Source organism: Serratia sp. BNK-33-b, from assembly GCF_048684565.1.
Classification (GTDB): domain Bacteria; phylum Pseudomonadota; class Gammaproteobacteria; order Enterobacterales; family Enterobacteriaceae; genus Serratia; species Serratia marcescens.
The window spans coordinates 2,845,626-2,864,015 of sequence record NZ_JBLQTZ010000001.1 but is presented as its reverse complement, the minus strand read 5'-3'; the positions used below and the strand labels follow the sequence as shown (position 1 = coordinate 2,864,015).

General features: G+C 61.4%; 18 protein-coding genes. 10 read left to right on the top strand and 8 right to left on the bottom strand.

What is annotated here, in order from left to right; all coding sequences use genetic code 11:
- Window positions 1–19 precede the first annotated feature (19 nt).
- The 3 genes from dcuR to ACMGGK_RS13625 form a co-directional block, all read right to left on the bottom strand.
- Window positions 20–739 (bottom strand): two-component system response regulator DcuR, encoded by a 720-nt coding sequence (dcuR, locus tag ACMGGK_RS13635; protein WP_016928130.1) that lies wholly within the window; start codon window positions 737–739, stop codon window positions 20–22.
- Window positions 732–2,345 (bottom strand): sensor histidine kinase, encoded by a 1,614-nt coding sequence (locus ACMGGK_RS13630; RefSeq protein WP_420276955.1) that lies wholly within the window; start codon window positions 2,343–2,345, stop codon window positions 732–734. Before ACMGGK_RS13630 ends, dcuR begins: the two co-directional genes overlap by 8 nt.
- Window positions 2,346–2,470: 125 nt before the next feature.
- A complete protein-coding gene (locus tag ACMGGK_RS13625; protein WP_261267251.1) occupies window positions 2,471–3,313 on the bottom strand; it encodes a class I fructose-bisphosphate aldolase in 843 nt (280 codons plus the stop codon).
- A 484-nt stretch (window positions 3,314–3,797) separates the two neighbouring features.
- Here ACMGGK_RS13625 and ACMGGK_RS13620 point away from each other — a divergent pair, with 484 nt between their 5' ends.
- The 5 genes from ACMGGK_RS13620 to ACMGGK_RS13600 all read left to right on the top strand — a co-directional run bounded on the left by ACMGGK_RS13620 (window position 3,798) and on the right by ACMGGK_RS13600 (window position 9,231).
- Window positions 3,798–4,727, top strand: coding sequence for a sugar ABC transporter substrate-binding protein (locus ACMGGK_RS13620; RefSeq protein WP_176063347.1), 930 nt, complete (start codon window positions 3,798–3,800; stop codon window positions 4,725–4,727).
- A gap of 75 nt (window positions 4,728–4,802) precedes the next feature.
- Window positions 4,803–6,287 carry a sugar ABC transporter ATP-binding protein gene (locus ACMGGK_RS13615; protein WP_033640651.1) on the top strand — a complete coding sequence of 495 codons (1,485 nt, stop codon included), beginning with the start codon at window positions 4,803–4,805 and terminating at the stop codon, window positions 6,285–6,287.
- Between the two features lie 15 nt (window positions 6,288–6,302).
- Window positions 6,303–7,343, top strand: coding sequence for an ABC transporter permease (locus tag ACMGGK_RS13610; RefSeq protein ID WP_025160279.1), 1,041 nt, complete (start codon window positions 6,303–6,305; stop codon window positions 7,341–7,343).
- Window positions 7,344–7,406: 63 nt separating this feature from the next.
- Window positions 7,407–8,327, top strand: coding sequence for a sugar ABC transporter substrate-binding protein (locus ACMGGK_RS13605; RefSeq protein ID WP_420276954.1), 921 nt, complete (start codon window positions 7,407–7,409; stop codon window positions 8,325–8,327).
- Window positions 8,328–8,466: 139 nt separating this feature from the next.
- Window positions 8,467–9,231 (top strand): SDR family oxidoreductase, encoded by a 765-nt coding sequence (locus tag ACMGGK_RS13600; protein ID WP_143778887.1) that lies wholly within the window; start codon window positions 8,467–8,469, stop codon window positions 9,229–9,231.
- A gap of 47 nt (window positions 9,232–9,278) precedes the next feature.
- Here the strand turns inward: ACMGGK_RS13600 and metQ are convergent, their stop codons facing one another.
- Entirely contained in the window at window positions 9,279–10,094 is an 816-nt protein-coding gene (metQ, locus tag ACMGGK_RS13595; protein WP_016928123.1) for a methionine ABC transporter substrate-binding lipoprotein MetQ, read from the bottom strand.
- Window positions 10,095–10,330: 236 nt separating this feature from the next.
- On the opposite strand from metQ, the gene ACMGGK_RS13590 reads away from it, so the two are divergent.
- From ACMGGK_RS13590 to ACMGGK_RS13570, 5 genes are all read left to right on the top strand, one after another.
- Window positions 10,331–10,849 carry a hypothetical protein gene (locus ACMGGK_RS13590; protein WP_016928122.1) on the top strand — a complete coding sequence of 173 codons (519 nt, stop codon included), beginning with the start codon at window positions 10,331–10,333 and terminating at the stop codon, window positions 10,847–10,849.
- Between the two features lie 147 nt (window positions 10,850–10,996).
- Window positions 10,997–11,422 carry a universal stress protein gene (locus tag ACMGGK_RS13585; RefSeq protein ID WP_015377548.1) on the top strand — a complete coding sequence of 142 codons (426 nt, stop codon included), beginning with the start codon at window positions 10,997–10,999 and terminating at the stop codon, window positions 11,420–11,422.
- Window positions 11,423–11,532: 110 nt separating this feature from the next.
- On the top strand, window positions 11,533–11,847 hold the full coding sequence (locus ACMGGK_RS13580; protein ID WP_016928121.1) for an ArsR/SmtB family transcription factor: 315 nt from the start codon (window positions 11,533–11,535) through the stop codon (window positions 11,845–11,847).
- The gene (locus ACMGGK_RS13575) at window positions 11,844–12,173 is read left to right on the top strand and encodes an SRPBCC family protein (RefSeq protein ID WP_016928120.1); all 330 of its coding nucleotides are present in this window, start codon (window positions 11,844–11,846) and stop codon (window positions 12,171–12,173) included. Before ACMGGK_RS13580 ends, ACMGGK_RS13575 begins: the two co-directional genes overlap by 4 nt.
- A gap of 45 nt (window positions 12,174–12,218) precedes the next feature.
- Complete coding sequence (locus ACMGGK_RS13570) at window positions 12,219–12,812, top strand: ATP-dependent Clp protease proteolytic subunit (protein ID WP_016928119.1); 594 nt, start codon at window positions 12,219–12,221, stop codon at window positions 12,810–12,812.
- Window positions 12,813–12,817: 5 nt separating this feature from the next.
- Here the strand turns inward: ACMGGK_RS13570 and ACMGGK_RS13565 are convergent, their stop codons facing one another.
- The 4 genes from ACMGGK_RS13565 to ACMGGK_RS13550 are packed head-to-tail and all read right to left on the bottom strand — an operon-like array spanning window position 12,818 to window position 18,376.
- Window positions 12,818–13,684: a hypothetical protein gene (locus tag ACMGGK_RS13565; RefSeq protein WP_016928118.1), complete on the bottom strand. Its 867-nt coding sequence runs from the start codon at window positions 13,682–13,684 to the stop codon at window positions 12,818–12,820.
- Between the two features lie 43 nt (window positions 13,685–13,727).
- Window positions 13,728–14,477, bottom strand: a complete 750-nt coding sequence (locus ACMGGK_RS13560; RefSeq protein WP_028128038.1) for a molecular chaperone — start codon at window positions 14,475–14,477, stop codon at window positions 13,728–13,730.
- Window positions 14,477–15,817 (bottom strand): fimbrial protein, encoded by a 1,341-nt coding sequence (locus ACMGGK_RS13555; RefSeq protein ID WP_197754742.1) that lies wholly within the window; start codon window positions 15,815–15,817, stop codon window positions 14,477–14,479. Before ACMGGK_RS13555 ends, ACMGGK_RS13560 begins: the two co-directional genes overlap by 1 nt.
- 27 nt (window positions 15,818–15,844) lie before the next feature.
- On the bottom strand, window positions 15,845–18,376 hold the full coding sequence (locus ACMGGK_RS13550) for a fimbria/pilus outer membrane usher protein (protein ID WP_420276953.1): 2,532 nt from the start codon (window positions 18,374–18,376) through the stop codon (window positions 15,845–15,847).
- Between the last annotated feature and the right edge of the window lie 14 nt (window positions 18,377–18,390).

Genomic DNA, 18,390 nt, shown 5'->3' with positions numbered 1-18,390 from the left:
TTTCTGCGCCCGACGTCGTTTAGGCCGGGCGGCAATGCTCTTTCAGCATGGCGATCGCGTCCGGTTTCAGCTGATACAGATAGACCGGTCGGCCGGTGGCGCCGTACAGAATACGGGTGCCGAGGATGCCGCTCTCCGCCAGATAGATGAGGTACTTGCGGCAGGACACTCGCGAAATGCCAATGGCGTTGGCCAGGTTGTCGGTGGAGAATTCGCTGTCGTGCTGCTGTTCGATCCACTCGCACACCGTGCTCAGGGTGATGCTGGTCAGGCCCTTCGGCAGCTTTTTGCTCTCCTGGCCGCCGGGCTGGCGGCGCAACAGACTGTCGACGTCGGCCTGCGAAAACTCGCGCTGCGCCAAGAGCTGGGACTGTTGCCGATAGTGGCTCAGCGCCTCCTTGAAGCGGCTGAACTGGAACGGCTTGATCAGATAATCCACCACGCCGTAGTGCAGCGCTTTTTGCACCGTGTTCACGTCGCTGGCGGAGGAGATGATGATCACATCGGTCTTCTCGCCGAGTTCGCGCAGACCGGGCAGCAGATCCAGCCCGTTCTCCTGCTGCATGTAGATATCCAGCAACACCAGATCGATGTTGACGCTGGCATCGGCCAGCAGGGCGCGCGCCTGGCTCAGGGTGGCGACCGTCGCCTGGCAGTGAAAACCGCCGACCTGGCTCAGGTAGTATTTGTTCAGCTCCGCCACCATCGGGTCGTCGTCGACAATCAGTACGTTAATCATGGGCTCTGCTCTTGGCCTGATAGGGAAGGTGCACGAAAAATTGGGTCAGCTCGCCCGGTTCGGATTCGAAATCGATGCTGCCGCCCAGTTTCTCCAGATTGCTGCGGATCAGCGCCAGGCCGATGCCGCGTCCCGTTCCCTTGGTGGAAAATCCGTGTTCGAAGATGCGCGCGCCGATCGCCGGATCGATGCCGGGGCCGTCGTCGCTGACGATACAGTGTAATTGATCGTCGTGATGATGGAAGCTCAGGCCGATCTCGTGGCCCTCAACGCCGTCGATGGCGTCGATGGCGTTTTCGATCAGGTTGCCGAGCACGCTGATCAGCACGTGGGTGGTCTCCGCATCGTCGGTTTCCGGCAGCAGGCTGGTTTCCTCAATGGTCAGTTCGATGCCGGCCTCGTGGGCGCGGCTGATCTTGCCGATGAAGAAGCCCGCCACTTCCGGCGAATGGATCTTGCGCAGCAACGCGCCGATCTCTTCCTGGTAGTTGCTGGCGGTGTTGATGATGTAGTTTTCCAACTGCTGATAGGCCTTCATGTGCAGCATGCCGAGTATCACATGCAGCTTGTTCATAAATTCGTGCGACTGCACCCGCAGGGCGTCGGCGTAGTGCGCCATGCCGCTCAGCCGCTGCAGCAGGCGGCTGATCTCGGTCTTGTCGCGGAAGGTGGCGATGGCGCCGGTCACCTGGCCGTTGACGATCACCGGCACGGTATTGGTCAGCAGTTCGCTGCCGTTGAAGCTGATCTGCCGATCGCGCAGCGATTCGCCGCTGGCCAGCACCTCCGCCAGATGCAGCTGCGCCGGCCAATGCTTGCTGGCGGCTTCCAGCAGCAGGTTTTCCACCGGCCCGCTCTGGCGCAGCAGGCGCTTGGCCTCGTCGTTGACGATGGTGATGCGGGATTCATTATCGACCGCGATCACGCCTTCTTTAATCGACTGCAGCATGGCGTTGCGCTGTTCGAACAGGTTGGAGATTTCGTAAGGCTCGAAACCCAGCATGATGCGTTTGAGCGCAGAAACCAGGAAAAAGGTGCCCAGGCTGCCGACCAGGGCGGCGAAGGCGATGGTCCAATAGATGATCCAACGGCTCTCCGCCACCACCCGCTGCACGGTGTCCAGCGCGATGCCGAGCGCCACCACGCCGATTTGTTTTTTCTGATCGTCATACACCGGCACGAACACCCGCAGCGCCGGGGCCAGCGTGCCGCGGTTGATGGCGCTGTTGACGTTGCCTTGCAGCGCGGGCGCCAAATCGTCGCCGATAAAATGCTTGCCGATCAGCCAGGGTTTAGGGTGCGAATAGCGGATGCCCTGCATATCCACCACCACCACGAACAGCAGCTCGTTTTGATGGCGCACCTGCTCGGCGAAGCGCTGAATGGCGCCGCTGTGATCGCGCCGCTGCAAGCCGTCGATCACGGTGTTGGAGAGCGCCAGCGTGTTGGCGACGGCGATGGCTTTTTGCTGCAGCTGATCTTGCCCCTCGCGGCTCATCTGCACGAAAAACAGCGCGAACACCACCAGCAGCACCGAAGCGATGATGGCGGACACCATCAGCGTGATGGAGGTGCTCAGCTTGAGCGGCACCCGTTGTTTTGGCATGGCGGTTCTCCGAATGGCGATATCACGGCGTATTCTAGCGAGGAATGCGGCAAGCTGCAGTTACCGGCAGCAGGTTATAGCATGCTGCCGGGGGAGCGAGGGGTTATTTTAGTTACAAAAGCGGGTTACTGCTGGTGGTAGATCTCCAGCGCCTGTTGGCCGCTGGCGCCCTGATGGATGATCGCCATCAGGGCGCGCACCACCTGCGACGGGTTGCTGTGTTGATAGACGTTGCGGCCATAGACCATGCCGGAGGCGCCCTGCGCCATCAGCGCGGCGGATTTCTCCAGCACCGGGCCCAGCTCACCCTTGCCGCCGCCGCGCACCAGCGTCGGGCAGCGCGCCGCTTCAACCACGCGGTGGAAATCTTCCACCCGATCGGTCGGATCGGCCTTGATGATGTCGGCGCCCAGCTCGCGCGCCAGCCGCACCAGCGGCACGATCTTCTCCACGTCACCCAGCGATCCGTAGGCGGCGCCCTGGCCGGCCGGGGCCATCACCAGCGGTTCGATCATCAGCGGCATGGCGTAGCGGTCGCAGGCGTGGCGCAGGCGGCCGATGTTCTCTATGCACTGGCGGAAAATGCCGGGTTCATCCGGGATCATATACAGGTTGACCACCACCGCGGCGGCGTCCATTTGCAGCGCGGCCAGGATCGGCGCTTCCGGGTTGTGCAACACCGCCCACATCTCACGGTGGCGCGCGGCGTTATAGGCGTTGCCGACGTCGGTGCGCAGCACCAGCGCCGGCTTTTCGCGCTGCGGCGCGCGCTGCAGCAGATCCGCCTGGCCGTAGTTGACCTGAATGGCGTCGGGGCGCGCGGCGATCAGGTTGCCCATCACCCGTTCGATATCTTCCAGGCCGATTAAGAAATCCGGTTCGTTGGCGATGCCGTGATCGATCGCCACGTCCAGGCACTTGCCGTTGTTGAACAGGCGGTTCATCCGCACCTTACTGCTGAGCTGCATGTCAGGTCCTCCTGAGATAGGGATATGTCCATTATTGCCGAGTAAGGATGGTCGGGAAACGCGGAAACCGCAAACTGCGCGCCCGCTCGCAGTTTTTGCCGGCGCACGAAAGGGGAACGCTCGCGGGCGGCTTTCATTTCATTTGTTAGATCCGTGTCATGTTTTTGTTAATAAGCCATTCCAAAACGCATGTTTCGCTTGTTTGGGTTAAAAAGTTTCAATAGTCTAAATTATGAAATAAACATTTAAAAAAGCGCCGAAGACGCGGCTTGCTTCACCAGGGGTTTATTTCAATTGATTGTTTTTAATCTATTTTGAGATATCGATCACCATTTTGTTCACGGCCTTAATACGGCAATAACGCGGTAATTTCGCCGTATCAAAGGGATAACACCGACCGTATTGTTGTTTGAATGTAAAAAATATTTTTCATTAGCTGTCAACCAACAGACCTCTTCATTCTAACGATTAAAGGGTAACGAACATGAAGCTGAAGAAATTGATCGCCGCCTCGGTACTGATGTGCATGCTGCCGGCCAGCGTGTTGGCGAAAGACATCAAGATCGGCGTTTCCATGGCTTACTTCGATGACAACTTCCTCACCATTCTGCGCCAGTCGATGCAAAGCAAAATGAAGGCCGACGGCAACGTCAGTGGCCAGTTCGAAGACGCCAAGGGCGACATCGCGCAGCAAATTCAACAAATCGAAAACTTCGTCAGCCAGGGCGTCGACGCCATCATCCTCAACCCGGTGGATACCCAGGGCGTCAAGCCGATGATCAAACTGGCCGAGAACGCCAAGATCCCGCTGGTGTTCGTCAACCGCAAGCCGGAAGTGACGCTTCCGGCCGGCATGGCCTACGTCGGATCCGACTCCAAGCTGGCCGGCAAACTGCAGATGGAAGCGCTGGCCAAGCTGATGAACGGCAAGGGCAACGTGATGATCCTGATGGGCGAGCTGTCGAGCGAAGCCACGCGCGACCGCACTCGCGGCGTGGAAGAAGTGGCGGCCAACTATCCCGGCATCAAAATAGTCGACAAGCAAACCGCCAAGTTCTTCCGCAAAGAGGCGGTGGACGTCACCACCGACTGGATTTTGTCCGGCCAGCAGATCGACGCCATCGCCTCCAACAACGACGAAATGGCCATCGGCGCTATTTTGGCGCTGAAGCAAGCCAAAAAATCCGGCGTGCTGGTGGCCGGCGTTGACGGCACGCCGGACGCGCTGGAGTTCATCAAGAAGGGCGATCTGGCGCTGAGCGTGTTCCAGGACGCCAAAGGCCAGGGCGAGGGCGCGGTGCAGACCGCCGTTCAACTGGTGAAAGGCGAAAAAGTAGAAAGCAACGTGTTGATCCCTTACCAGCTGATCACTCAGGCCAATTACCAGCAATTCGCCGATAAAAACAAGAAATAAGCCTTGAAGCCCGCCGCGGGCGCCGGTGTGGGGCGAGCGCGGCGGAAAACGTGGGTCAGTGCGGAGGTAAGCGGTATGTACCCTTATGTTCTTGAGGCCGAAGGCATCAGCAAGCAGTTCCCCGGCGTCAAAGCGCTGGATAAGGTCTCGATTAAAATCAAACCCGGCAGCGTGCATGCGCTGATGGGAGAAAACGGCGCGGGCAAATCGACGCTGATGAAATGCCTGATAGGCATCTACCACCCGGATGAAGGCTCGATAAAAATCAAAGGCCGGCCGGTCACCTTCAGCGACACGCTGCAGGCGCTGCATTCGGGCATTTCCATGATCCACCAGGAGCTGAACCTGGTGCCTTACATGACGGTGGCGGAAAACATCTGGCTGGGGCGCGAGCCGGCGCGGTTGGGGTTCGTCAACCACGAACAGCTGAACGAGAACACCCGCGAGCTGCTGGCGCGGCTGAACATCAAACTGCAGCCGGACACGCTGGTGGGTGATCTGAGCATCGCCAACCAGCAGATGGTGGAGATCGCCAAGGCGGTGTCCTACAACGCCGACGTCTTGATCATGGACGAACCGACCTCGGCGCTGACCGAAGGTGAAGTGGTGCATCTGTTCGCCATCATCCGCGAACTGCGCGAGCAGGGCAAAGGCATCATCTATATCAGCCACAAGATGGACGAGATCTTCGCCATCACCGACGAAGTGAGCATCTTCCGCGACGGCACCTTCATCGCCTGCGACAAAACCGAAAACCTGACCAAACAGTCGCTGATCACCATGATGGTGGGGCGCGAACTGACGCAGATGTTCCCCAAATTCAACAACAATATCGGCGAGGAAGTGCTGCGGGTGGCGGGGCTGCGCCGCAGCGGCTGGTTCCATGACGTGTCGTTCAGCGTCAAGCGCGGCGAGATCCTCGGCGTCGCCGGGCTGGTGGGCGCCGGGCGCAGCGAAGTGATGGAAAGCCTGTTCGGCATGCACCCGGCGGACGGCGGCGAGATCTTTATCGAAGGCCAGGCGGTGAAGGTCGATTCCCCGGCGAAGGCGATCGAGAGCGGGCTGGCGTTTCTCACCGAAGACCGCAAGAAATCCGGCCTGTTTCTGGTGCTGTCGGTGGTCGAGAACATGAGCATCGTCAACCTGTCGGAATACATCGGCAAGAACGGTTTCGTCAGCCACGTGCAGATGGCCAAAGACTGCATGGATCAGATCAAAAAACTCAACATCAAAACGCCGACCATGGATCAGATCATCAATAACCTCAGCGGCGGCAACCAACAGAAGGTGCTGATCGCGCGCTGGCTGCTGGCGCAGCCGAAAATTCTGATCCTCGACGAACCGACGCGCGGCATCGACGTGGGGGCGAAAGCGGAAATCTACCGCCTGATCAGCGAGCTGGCCAACCGCGGCGTCGCCATCATTTTGGTCTCCTCCGAGCTGCCGGAGATCCTCGGCATGAGCGACCGGGTGATGGTGATGCACGGCGGCCGCATCACCGGCATTTTGGACAAAGACGACGCGGACCAGGAGAAGATCCTGGCGCTGGCCTCAGAATAACGAAGGGTGAACATCATGAGTAACGTAAAGATTGAGAAGCCGCTCTCCGCCGATTCAACGGGCAAGGGAACGCTGTTCTCCGGGCTGAGCGGCAAAATGCCGAAGGATACCGGCATCTTCATCGTGATGATCGGCATCGCGCTGATCTTCGAAATCCTCGGCTGGTACATGCGCGATCAGTCGTTCCTGCTGAACCCGAACCGCCTGCTGCTGATCGTGCTGCAGGTGGCGATCATCGGCATTATCGCGGTGGGCGTCACCCAGGTGATCATCACCACCGGCATCGATCTCTCCTCCGGTTCGCTGATTGCGCTGACCGCGGTGGTGGCGGCCAGCCTGGCGCAGACCTCGGACAGCATTTCGCCGATGTACCCGGGGCTGCTCGATCTGCCGGCGGCGATCCCGATCGGCGCGGGGATTGGGGTGGGCATTGTCTGCGGCTTTATCAACGGCTTCCTGATCACCCGCACCGGCATTCCGCCGTTCATCGCCACGCTGGGGATGATGGTATCGGCGCGCGGTCTGGCGCAGTACTACACCAAGGGCAACCCGGTCAGCTTCCTGTCGGACGGCTTCACGTCAATCGGCCAGGGCGCGATGCCGGTGATCATCTTCCTGGTGATTGCGGTGATCTTCCATATCGCGCTCAAACACACCCGCTACGGCAAATACATCTACGCCATCGGCGGCAACATGACCTCGGCGCGGGTGTCCGGCATCAACGTCAACAAATATCTGGTGACGGTTTACACCATCGCCGGCGGGTTGGCGGGACTGGCGGGCGTGGTGCTGGCGGCGCGCGTCAGCAGCGGCCAGTCGAGCATGGGGATGTCGTACGAGCTGGACGCCATCGCCGCGGCGGTGATCGGCGGCAGCAGCCTGATGGGCGGCGTCGGGCGCATCACCGGCACGCTGATCGGCGCGGTGATCCTCGGCCTTATCAAAAGCGGTTTCACCTTTATCGGCGTCGATTCTTACATTCAGGACATCATCAAAGGCGTGATTATCGTCGCCGCCGTGTCGATCGACATGCGTCGCAACCGCAAAAAACACTGATTGCCGTGAATTGCCGCCGGCGCCAAGGTTGGCCGGCGGTGTTTTTTTACCGGGGGGCACATCATGAATTACCTGAAAGGGCTGTGGCTGGCGGTGGCGCTGTGTGCGTCCACCCCGGCATTGGCGCAAACCATCGGCGTATCGATGGCCTATTTCGACCAGAACTTCCTCACCATTATCCGCCAGGCGATCGACAAGGAGGCCAAGGCGCGCGGCATTACCGTGCAGTTCGAGGACGCGCGCGGCGACGTCGGCCGCCAGACCGATCAGGTGCAGAGTTTTATCAGCGCCGGGGTGGACGCGATTATCGTCGATCCGGTCAACTCGGCCAGCACGCCGGTAATGACCAAAATGGTGCAGGCCGCCGGCGTGCCGCTGGTGTACGTGAACCGCACGCCGGGCGACGCCAAACTGCCGCAGGGCGTGGTGTTCGTCGGCTCCGACGAGCGGGAATCCGGCACGCTGCAGATGGAAGAGTTGGCGCGGCTGGCCAACTATCAGGGCAACGTGGCGGTGATGATCGGCAACCTGACCGACGCCGGCGCGCTGCAGCGCACCAAAGACGTGGAGCAGGTGGTGGCCAGGTACCCGAAAATGAAGGTGGTGCAGAAGCAGAGCGCCAACTATTCACGCAGTGAAGGCATGGATCTGATGATGAACTTGCTGACCAACGGCGAAGCGATCGACATCGTCGCCGCCAACAACGACGAGATGGCGATCGGCGCGATCATGGCGCTGCAGCAGGCGGGCAAGGCGGACAAGAAAGTGCTGATCGGCGGCATCGACGCCACGCCGGACGGCCTCAAGGCGCTGGCCTCCGGCAAGATGCAGGTCACGGTGTTCCAGGACGCGGTCGGCCAGGGCAAGGCCTCGGTCGATGTGGCGCAGCGCATGATCAACGGTGAAAAGCTCGAGCCGTATTACTGGATCCCGTTCGAGCTGGTGACGCCGGCCACGATGCAGAAGTATGCGGCCAGGCCGTGAGTTAACCGTCAGATTCGCGTTGCCGGGGCGCTGCTTGCAGCGCCTTTTTTATTGGCGTCAGTTACATGTCCGCTTGCGGCCAGCGCGGCGCGGGATCTTGCCTCACACTGAGGATCTTTAAACCGCGTGAGGATGAGCGATGAATGCATTAAACGGCAAGGTGGCGGTGATCGGCGGCGCCAGTTCGGGGATCGGCAAAGCGGCGGCGCTGCTGTTCGCCCGGCAGGGGGCGGTGCTGGTGTTGGGCGCCCGGCGCGCGCCGCTGTTGGCCGAGTTGGTGGAGGACATTCGGCGCGAGGGCGGCCGAGCATTGGCGGTGGTGGGTGACGTGCGCGACGAAGCCTTCGCCGAACGGCTGACGGCGACGGCGGTCGACGAATTCGGCGGGCTGGATATCGCCTTCAACAACGCCGGCACCTTGGGGCCGCTGGGGCCGTCGCTGGCGCTCAGCGCGTCAGAATGGCGCGAGGTGCTGGAAACCAACCTGTCCAGCGCCTATTACGGCGCCAGGCATCAAATTCCCGCCATGCTGGCGCGCGGCGCGGGCTCGGTGATCTTCACCTCCACGTTCGTCGGCCACACCGCGGCGTTTCCCGGCACGGCAGCCTATGCGGCCGGCAAATCGGGGCTGATCGGCCTGACGCAGGCGCTGGCGGTGGAGTTTGGCGGGCGCGGCATTCGGGTGAACGCGCTGCTGCCGGGGGGCACCGACACGGCGATGGGCCGGCAGATGAGCAATACCCCGGAGGCGCTGGCGCAGGTGGCCGATCTGCACGCGCTGAAGCGGCTGGCGATGCCGGAGGAGATCGCGCAGGCGGCGCTGTATCTGGCGTCTGACGCTTCCTCATTCGTCACCGGCACCGCGATGCTGGTGGACGGCGGCGTGTCCATTCAGCGCGGCTGAGGTTGGCATGGCCCGTGGCCGGGCGTCACGGGCATGCGGGAAAAGGATCACCAGCCTTTGACGGCGTCACCTTTGTAGATGTCGGCGGCGCTGGCCGCCACTTCGTCGGTCTGGTAGGCCTTGACCAGATCCTTCACTTTCTCGCTGTCTTTGTTGTCGATGCGGCTGGCGAAGATGTTGACGTAAGGCGAGTTTTTGTCTTCGACAAACAGCCCGTCCTTGGCTGGCGACAGGCCAATCTGGCTGGAATAGTTGGTGTTGATGATCGCCAGCGTCACCTGTTGGTCGTCCAGCGCGCGCGGCAGTTGCGGCGCTTCAATCTCGACGATCTTCAGCTTTTTCGGGTTGCTGACGATATCCAGCGCGGTCGGCAGCAGGCCGACGCCGTCTTTCAGGGTAATCAGCCCCTGTTTTTGCAACAGCAGCAGCGAACGGCCCAGGTTGGTCGGATCGTTAGGCACCGCCACCTGCGCGCCGTCCGGCAACTGGCTGAGTGCGGTTATCTTCTTCGAATACCCGGCGATCGGGTAGACGAAGGTATTGCCCACCGCCGCCAGCTTGTAGCCACGCTCCTGCATCTGCTTGTCCAGGTAAGGCTTGTGCTGGAAGGCGTTGACGTCCAGATCGCCATTGTTCAGCGCTTCGTTCGGCAGCACGTAATCGTTGAAGGTCACCACCTCCACGTCCAGATCGTATTTTTGCTTGGCGACCTTCTGCACTACCGCCCACAGCGACTGATCGATGCCGGCGCTGATGCCGACCTTGATGTGGTGCTCGTCCTGTGCGGTCGGGCCGCAGGCGGTCAGCAGCAGCGTGCCGGCGGCGGCCAGCGCCAACGTGAGGTTTTTCAGCGTAAATGTCATTTTCCCAGGGTCCTTGTCAACATTGCCTGCTAATTTTGGCGGGCAGAATAGTGGCAGTGACTGTAGGTAATCGCTGGGCTAAAACAAAATACTGATTCACTATGACTCATAGCGATTAGCTATGAGCGGCCGCTGCCCGGCGCGGTGCGGATTGTTTTGACGGCGAATCGGCGGGCTTATTATGATAGCCGTTGGCCCGTAAGGGCAGACTGGGTACTGAAACGAAGGAATAGACAATGCGATTGAACACTTGGAGCAAGGCGCTGCTGCCGCTGGTGGTGTTGGCCTGCGTCTCGGCGACTCAGGTTCGGGCGGCGGAGAGCGATACCGGACCGATCCCTAAACAGCTGCTGGGCAACTGGCGCGTCAGCAAAATTGTGCCGACTCAAACCACCGGCTGCTGGGATCAGCAACAGGCGCAGAGCCTGATCGGCGGCAAAATCAGCTATAAGGCGGATGCGTTCAGCTGGAACGACACGGCGCTGAAAAGCGAAGGGGCGACCGTCAGCACCGTAGAAGCGCAGGAGTTTGTCGAGGACAATGCCGGCAGCAGCTCCTATATCGATTTCCCGATGCTGGGCATCAGCACGCCGTCGGTCGAGCGTGTGGCCATTCAGCACGCGGATACCGTCATCAAAGGCATCACCGATCAGGGCACTGATGGGGTGCCCGGCGATAACGTGCTGGTGAAAGACGCCAACACGCTGATCCTGTCGTTGTGCAACGTCTGGTTTGAGGCGCAGCGCGAGAAATAATTTCTGCCTTCAGCCCCGGCAACGGGGCTTTCCCACCGCATCACCTCCCGCCATGAGCGCCATTTCTGAACTAAAATTAATCATAACGATATGACCCCGGCGTGATATCGGAGCCTCGGCTCAACCGAGTCCATGACAGGAGGCGCTATGTGTTACCACCATATTGTCATCGCCACCGATCTGAGCGATGACGGCAAACGGCTGGTCGAAAAGGGGGCGTTGCTGGCGGAGGCGCTGCAGGCCAAACTCTCGCTGATCTATGTGGACGTCCACTACGACACCTACCACGCGGCGATCGGCTTTTCGGAACGCAGCTATGACGGCGTGCCGTTCGAAGAGAAGATCCGCAAAGAGCTGGAACCCACCACGCAAAACGTCAATTACCCGATCGCGGAAGTGATTATCGGGCGCGGCGGCTTCGTTGACGAACTGCGCACGGCGGTCGTGGACAAGAACATCGATCTGTTGGTGTTCGGCCATCACCACGATCTGTGGAGCAACCTGTTTTCCTCTACCCGCAACGCCATCAACCAACTGAATATCGACGTGCTGGTGATCCCGATCCGTTCATAAGCGCGATCATGCCTCGTCCATTCACTCCGCGCTGCGGCGCGGAGTCTCTTTTGCAGCAAAAAATGCCGTGCTCGGTTGCATAATACATAAGTGAATACTAATGTGTTTATATGAACGAAAATGACATCTTCAAGGCGTTGGCCGATCCGACCCGCCGCCGCATCTTCGACAAACTCGCTGTCGCCAGCATGAACGCCAGTGCGTTGCGCGAAGGGCTGCCCATCAGCCAGTCGGCGATGTCACAACACCTGGCGGTGCTGCGTAACGCCGGACTGGTACGCGAGACGAAGCAGGGGCGCTGCGTCAATTACCAGGTCGACCCGGAAGGGCTGGCGCAGATCGCCCAGTGGCTGGCGAAGTACCGCGCCTACTGGCCGGCGCGCATCGACGCGCTGCAAACCTTGCTGAAGGACATGGATCAATGAACAAACAGGCTGAGCGGCCGCCGCGCGACCGGCTGGTGTTGGAGTATGCGATCGAGGCGCCGCCGGAAAAAGTGTGGCGCGCGCTCAGCGTTCCCGAATTGCGCGAGCAATGGCTGCCGACGGGGGATTTGGCGCAGGCTGAACCGTTGGCCGCCACGCCGGGCGAGGCGGTGAGCTATCGCCTGCGCGACGACCAACCGCCGTTTCTCGAAAGCGTCGTCACCCTGCAGATCGTGCCGGACGCCGGCGGCGGCAGCCTGCTGCGGATTATCCACCAGCTCGACGCCGCCAACGATGGCCCGCCGACGGTGATGCGCGCCGCCTGACGCGTTAAACACATTTCTCTTTGTTGCCAACCCAGGAGTTCACCGATGCGTGAGAAGATGATGCTCGTCCCGATGGTGGTGGAACAGACCAGCCGGGGAGAACGTTCCTTTGATATTTATTCGCGCCTGCTGCGCGATCGGATCGTGTTCCTTAACGGCGAAGTCAACGACGACGTGGCCGAAATGCTGTGTGCCCAGTTGCTGTTTCTGGAGGCGGAAAACCCGGAAAAACCGATCCACCTGTACATCAACTCGCCGGGCGGGGCGATCACCAGCGGGCTGGCGATTTACGACACCATGCAGTATATCCGCGCGCCGGTGCATACGCTGTGCATGGGCACCGCGCGTTCGATGGGGTCGTTCCTGTTGATGGCCGGCGAACCGGGGCACCGCATGGCGCTGCCTAATGCCAGCCTGCACGTGCACCAGCCGCTGGGCGGCTTTCAGGGGCAGGCCTCCGACATCTTGATCCACGCCGAAGAGATGAAGCGCACCAAAGACCGGGTGATTCGGTTGTATGCCCAACATTGCGGCCTAAGTTATGAAGAGGTGGAGCGGGTGTTGGATCGCGATCGCTTCATGACCGCCGACGAAGCGGCGGTCTGGGGGTTGATCGATCGGGTATTGCGGGCGCGGTAAAGGGCTCAGGAGTGCGAGGCGGATTGTTGCGTTTGCCAAACCCGTTCAAGTCCGAATTCGACCATCGCAAAATAGAGACTGAAATAGCGTTCCGCCATGATGAAGAACGAACTGTTGAGTTCGATTACCACATTATTGGTGGTGGTCAGCAGGCCGGATTTTTCCGCCGCCTGCAGAATGCGGTTCACGTGCGCGCGTGAGACGGAGCAGGACTTGGCGATTTTGGCCGAGGAGAGCAGCAGAAAAGGGGCGTCCTGTCGGATGCTTTCGATAAACAGCATCAACAGCACCATGTGGCCGGCATCTTTGCTGATAAACAGCCCTGACTGTTGCACCAGGTCGATCAGGTAGATCTCCTTGAGCATCAGTTGCCCGTAGGCGGCGAAAAAGGTGGACAGAAAGCCGGGCGCCGCCAGCAGCGTCGCGATGGGCATCTGTGGCGCCAGCGCCTGATAAGGCCGCGCCATTGAGGCGATCAGCGCCTGGGTTTCCGCCAGCGCGTGCGGCGTAGGCTTATAGCGTAACTGGCGTTTGTCATGCTCACAGGGTTTGACCTCCAACCGGCGCCCGACCCGCAAAAAAAACAGAAAGGAGTCCAGGGAGTTCTCGCTGATCAAATTTTTCCCTTTAAAAAAGGCTTTGATGTCTTTCAGCCCGGCGGCGGGCTGATGGTAATAAATGGACAGGATGGTGGAACAAATGATGAACCGGCTGTTCCTGAAGATGATTTTGTAAAACAGCGGATGTTTCTTGTAGGTCTCTTTCAATAACTCCCCGTGTTTGACGATGGCGGCGTGAAACGCCGGTGACTGCCTGATGATGTTGGCCTGTTTCTCCAGGTGAAACTGTAGCTGGAATCTGCTTAGACTCATTTTCCCTATTTCCTGTACTTAAAAAATGTGCTGCTTTTTATCGTTATGGGTTTGCTGTGTATGACTTGACGATCTGTTGGCCCTGGTCGTTGATGAGGGTGGCCTGAACGGTGATCTGAGAGGGAAGTTCCGACGCTGCAACGTTGTCCAGGTGATAATCTCGCGTGCTGAATGGCGCGGTCATCATGTCGCTTTCTTGCCGCACCGGGGCATCGCGCCTGTCGGTTTGCACGGTGATGCGAGCGAACGAGAGATAAAACGCCGACCGGTTGTGACAGCGCAGCAGATAGCCGCCCGGTGATTTTTGCAGCGTGAACGAAACGACCTTGGCCGCGTTGTCGGCGTTTCCCTTCAGCGCGCTGGGGCGGTAGAAGATTTTCATCTGCGTGTTCATCGCCAGCGTCACGCGCGACGCCAGCGGCGGCGTGGCCGGCCGGCTGGGCGGGATCTCATACAGGTTAAGCCAGAACACCGACTCCCTGTCGGCGGGCAGGCTCGCGCCGGCAAACAGGATCCGCAGCCCTTTCAGCGCCGAAGGCTGCAGGGCGAATACGCTCGGCAGGGTGACAAACGGCGCGCGGGACAGTTCGGGGGCGGCGTTGACGTCACCGTTATCGACCCAGGTTTGCGCCACGATCGGATAGCCGTTGGTGTTGAGCAGCATCAGGGTTTTTTCCGTCTCGCCCTCGTGAAAGATCACCCGCGTGGCGGAGGCGATGATGCCCGCCTGCGCGCCGATGGAAGCCAGCGCCAGCAGCAGGGCGCATCCCATAATCAGGCATTTCTTTCTCATCATTGCACCTTAACCCAGACGTAGGCCCTGGCGTCCACCTTGCCGGCGGTGACGGTTTGGCCAGGCAGCCGGGCGAGCGTGGCGGTGAGCTGGGTGGTGTAGTGGGTAAACCCCGCCGCGGTGCTGCCGCCGCCGCTGGCGCCGTTGAGCACCGGATACCAGCCGGCGTCGTTGCCCTGCGGGCATTGCCCGGCGCTGCAGCGCGCCCAGCCGACAAAGTTCATCGGCGCGCCGTTGCCGGCGTTGGCGAGCGCGATGCCCACGCCGGTAGCGACGCTGCTGTCGGTGCCGTAGCCGCTGGAGAGCAGGTAACTCACGCCGCCGTTGGCGCTGACCAACCCGAGTCGCTGCGCCGCGACATAGCTTTCATACGGCACCTGCAGGCCGAGGGCGGTATTGTTGCTGCTGACGCCGGACACGGCGGCGTTGTCACATTCGATATTGAGGGTGAACTGCGCCTGTGAGGTTTGCCCGGCGGTCAACTGGCTGACGGAGAGGGTCGGCAGGATCACCAGCGGCGTGACGTTGCGCGCCACGCAGGTGGCGGTATAGGTCAGCGAAGAGATCGGTGCGGTGCCCATGCCCATCGCATTCCAGCGCCCGGTGCCCCAGGTGGCGTAGTTGGTGGCGGAATCGCTGCCGATAGGATCCGAGGCGATGCCGGGCCCCTGAAAGGTGACATAGCCGTTCGGCTGCGTGCAGGTATAGTTCGAATTGCCGGTGGTCGACGCCATGCCCACCAGCGGGTTGCCGGCGCTGTAGCCGCAGTAGTTGCTGGCGCCCGCGCCCGGCAGCGAGCTGATGCGGATCAGATCGGCGCGGATGGCGCTGAAGTCTTTCACCCGGATCTGGATTTTGTTGCCCACGGTGGCGTAGCGGGTAATCGGCGCCGACTGCCAGTAACGGGTAAAAACCTTGCCGGAATCCAGGTGGGTCAAACGGATGCCGACGTAAGGGAAGTAGGTGGCGTAATAGTTGGGGTTGCCGTCCCTGGCGCCCAGATCGTAATAGCCGCCGACGCGATCGTCGCCGTTGGTGGCGAAGACTTCATAAATTTGCCCGACATCGCCGGCATCGCATTCATACAGCACCTTATTGGGATCGGGATAGCGGGTGCCGGAGGTCAGATCGAACACGCTGGTGCCGAGCGGCGTGCCGACGGGCTGCAGATAGGTGCTGGTCAGGTTGACCCGACCCAGCGCCGTGCCCACCCCGCAAGGATCGCAGCCGGAGTCGATCCAGGGGGCGACCCGCGTGCATTGCGCCAGCGCCGCGGGCGCGCCGAACAGCGACAGGGCGAACAGCACCGGGGCGGCGACCAGATAAGAAATGCGTTTCATCGTCTCTCCTGAGATAAGTTAAACGGGCTAGCGGCACGGGGCGCTGAGCCGTTGGATCGGGCTGTCTTCCGCGACGGGCAGGCGGTAATGCAGCGTGCACTGCTGACCGGGCGCGTCGCCCCAGTTCAGCGTCAGCACACCGGCATTCCGGTCGCTGCGCAGATACACCTGATTGGCCTGGCCGACCATGCCCACGCTGTTCCCCGCCTTATCCAATACGTTGGCGCCCATCGGGATCGGCGCGTTATCGGGCCGCTGCGCGGTGATCAGCAGCGCCTGGCCGCGCACGGTGTTGAAGCGCAGGCGCACCGTGGCGCCGGCGTACGGCGCGACGCGCCGCTGGCCGTCTTCCAGTTCCGCTTTGTCATTCATGCCCTCGGGGTTCAGCGCGACGGTGTTGTAGTGATAGGGCACCAGCGCCGGCGCCAGCGCATAGCCGAAGCGATCGACACGCGCGCCTTGGCCGTCCATCACCTGCGCGCCGTTGGCGCCGGGCGCCTCGATCAGGGCGAAGGTGTCACCGACATACGGCCCTAATGTCACGCCGCCGCGGTGCGCCACCACCGCGCCCTGCAGCGACAGGGAGCCTTGTCGGTACTGGCGCGCGGTGGAGAACGAGCCGGTGACGTTGGCGTAAGGCAGGCGGGTTTGCAGGTTGCCGCCCCAGATGCTTTGTTGGCGATCGTCGTCGGTGGTGAAGTTCAGGCCGTAACTGACCGGCTGTTCGTCGCCGACGCTGCCCGACAGCGCAGCCTGATAGTTGCCGCCCTGACCCTGGCTGTGGTTGGCCAGCAGCGAGACGCTGGGGGCGGATGATGAACGCCCGAGCGGGAAGCTCAGCGACAGGGCGGTGACGGTCTGCGCGTTCTGCGCCAGCGGCGCGCTGTAGACGTTATCCAGCGGCCCGTAGCCGCGGTAGTCGCCGTTGCTGTAGCCCAGGCTGCGGGTGCGGGTGACGGAGAGGTTAAGCGCCACGCCGTTGCCGAAGGTTTTCCCCCAGCCCAGCTGGAGCTGATTGTCGCGGCCGCGCTGATCGCGGTAGTCCTGAGTCGAGCCGGACATCGTCAGGCTGCCGAACGCGCCCATGCCCTGATTGACGGCCACCTCGAAACGCGAACGCTGGCGGTAGGAGTCGGACTGCCAGTTTTGGCCGGTAACGGCGGCGCGCCGCACGCCGAGCACGTCGCTGAGATCGCGAAAGCCTTCGGTAGAGTAGCGGTAGCCGGCGATGGATAAGGTGGTGTCCGTCGGGCTGAAGGTTCGGCTGTAAGAGAGATGCAGCATCCAGCCGGAGGCGCCGCCGTCCGGCAGGCTGGCGTGGGAATAGGTGGTGTCCATGCCGAAGGCGCCCAGTTCGTTGCTGTACACGCCGCCCAGCATCATCGCCTGATAGCCGTCCGCCAGCTGATTGCCGAGGTTGAAGGTCAGGGCGTTGGTCAGGCCGTGCTGCCAGGTCACTTCGCTGAACAGATCGTTGTCGCCGACGTAGCGGGAACGGCCGACGATGGCGGAGTAGCGCGACTGGCCGGGGCGAATGGATTCCGGCACCGCGGCGAACGGCACGGTGAAGGTGCTGACGCTGCCGTCGGCTTCGGTCACCACTACGGTCAGATCGCCGGCGTAGTTGGTGGCGTACAGATCGTTGATGGCGAACGGCCCCGGCGCTACGGTGGTTTCGTACAGCGTGCTTTTGCCCTGCAGCACCGTCACGCGCGCGTTGCTTTTCGCCACGCCGCGCACCACCGGTGCATAGCCGCGCTGTGAATCCGGCAGCATGCGATCGTCCGAACTGAGCTGAATGCCGCGAAAGCCCAGGCCAGAGAAGAAGTGCCCGTCGGTAAAGCCTTCGCCCAACAGCATTTCGCTGCGCCAGGGCAGGATTGCGCGCTGCACGTAGCGGCGGCTGGTGTCCAGGTGACCGCCGAACTCCCGATCGTAGCGGTAGCTGGACTGCTGACGGTAGCGCCATAGCCCGAGGTTGAACCCGCCGTTCAGGTTGGCGTAGGTCGAATCGAGGTCGCGGGTTTGCCCCTGCTGGTAGCTGACGTGGTACTGGTTGAGGTTGTAATTGACGAAGGCCATCGATTCGCCGCTGTCCAGGCTGGCGGGGTTGACGCTGCCGCGCGGCTGGCCGTTCAACAGCGCCTGCGGAATGCTCAGATCCAGCCGTAGCCGCGAGATATCGGCGTTCACCGCGATGTCTTTGAGATCCCGGCCGGGCAGCAGGCATTCCGCCTCGGCCGCCGGCGGATTCTTCAGCCCGAAGCGTGTCAGCTGCGGCCGATCGAAACAGGGCAGCACCTGCTTGTCTGCGCGCACGAAGCGAATTTGGTCGCGCTCGAGAAACTGGCCGTTGATGTACAGATCGATCTGATAGCTGCCGGGGGCGACGGCGTCCTGTTGGTTGAACTGGCTCAGGGCGCTGTTGCTCAGCACGCTGCCGCGCAGCAGCGCGGGATCGAAGGTATAGCCGTCGGCGGCGGCGCAGCCCAGCGGCAGCGCCAGCAGCGCGCAGCACCAGCGCGCGGGCAGCGGCGTCGCCTTGCGGACATCGAACATGAAAACCTCCCTGT

Bases quoted from the DNA above. Each gene is read 5' to 3' on its own strand.
- dcuR (WP_016928130.1), bottom strand. From the start codon at position 739: ATGATTAACGTACTGATTGTCGACGACGACCCGATGGTGGCGGAGCTG.
- ACMGGK_RS13630 (WP_420276955.1), bottom strand. From the start codon at position 2,345: ATGCCAAAACAACGGGTGCCGCTCAAGCTGAGCACCTCCATCACGCTG.
- ACMGGK_RS13625 (WP_261267251.1), bottom strand. From the start codon at position 3,313: ATGCAGCTCAGCAGTAAGGTGCGGATGAACCGCCTGTTCAACAACGGC.
- ACMGGK_RS13620 (WP_176063347.1), top strand. From the start codon at position 3,798: ATGAAGCTGAAGAAATTGATCGCCGCCTCGGTACTGATGTGCATGCTG.
- ACMGGK_RS13615 (WP_033640651.1), top strand. From the start codon at position 4,803: ATGTACCCTTATGTTCTTGAGGCCGAAGGCATCAGCAAGCAGTTCCCC.
- ACMGGK_RS13610 (WP_025160279.1), top strand. From the start codon at position 6,303: ATGAGTAACGTAAAGATTGAGAAGCCGCTCTCCGCCGATTCAACGGGC.
- ACMGGK_RS13605 (WP_420276954.1), top strand. From the start codon at position 7,407: ATGAATTACCTGAAAGGGCTGTGGCTGGCGGTGGCGCTGTGTGCGTCC.
- ACMGGK_RS13600 (WP_143778887.1), top strand. From the start codon at position 8,467: ATGAATGCATTAAACGGCAAGGTGGCGGTGATCGGCGGCGCCAGTTCG.
- metQ (WP_016928123.1), bottom strand. From the start codon at position 10,094: ATGACATTTACGCTGAAAAACCTCACGTTGGCGCTGGCCGCCGCCGGC.
- ACMGGK_RS13590 (WP_016928122.1), top strand. From the start codon at position 10,331: ATGCGATTGAACACTTGGAGCAAGGCGCTGCTGCCGCTGGTGGTGTTG.
- ACMGGK_RS13585 (WP_015377548.1), top strand. From the start codon at position 10,997: ATGTGTTACCACCATATTGTCATCGCCACCGATCTGAGCGATGACGGC.
- ACMGGK_RS13580 (WP_016928121.1), top strand. From the start codon at position 11,533: ATGAACGAAAATGACATCTTCAAGGCGTTGGCCGATCCGACCCGCCGC.
- ACMGGK_RS13575 (WP_016928120.1), top strand. From the start codon at position 11,844: ATGAACAAACAGGCTGAGCGGCCGCCGCGCGACCGGCTGGTGTTGGAG.
- ACMGGK_RS13570 (WP_016928119.1), top strand. From the start codon at position 12,219: ATGCGTGAGAAGATGATGCTCGTCCCGATGGTGGTGGAACAGACCAGC.
- ACMGGK_RS13565 (WP_016928118.1), bottom strand. From the start codon at position 13,684: ATGAGTCTAAGCAGATTCCAGCTACAGTTTCACCTGGAGAAACAGGCC.
- ACMGGK_RS13560 (WP_028128038.1), bottom strand. From the start codon at position 14,477: ATGAGAAAGAAATGCCTGATTATGGGATGCGCCCTGCTGCTGGCGCTG.
- ACMGGK_RS13555 (WP_197754742.1), bottom strand. From the start codon at position 15,817: ATGAAACGCATTTCTTATCTGGTCGCCGCCCCGGTGCTGTTCGCCCTG.
- ACMGGK_RS13550 (WP_420276953.1), bottom strand. From the start codon at position 18,376: ATGTTCGATGTCCGCAAGGCGACGCCGCTGCCCGCGCGCTGGTGCTGC.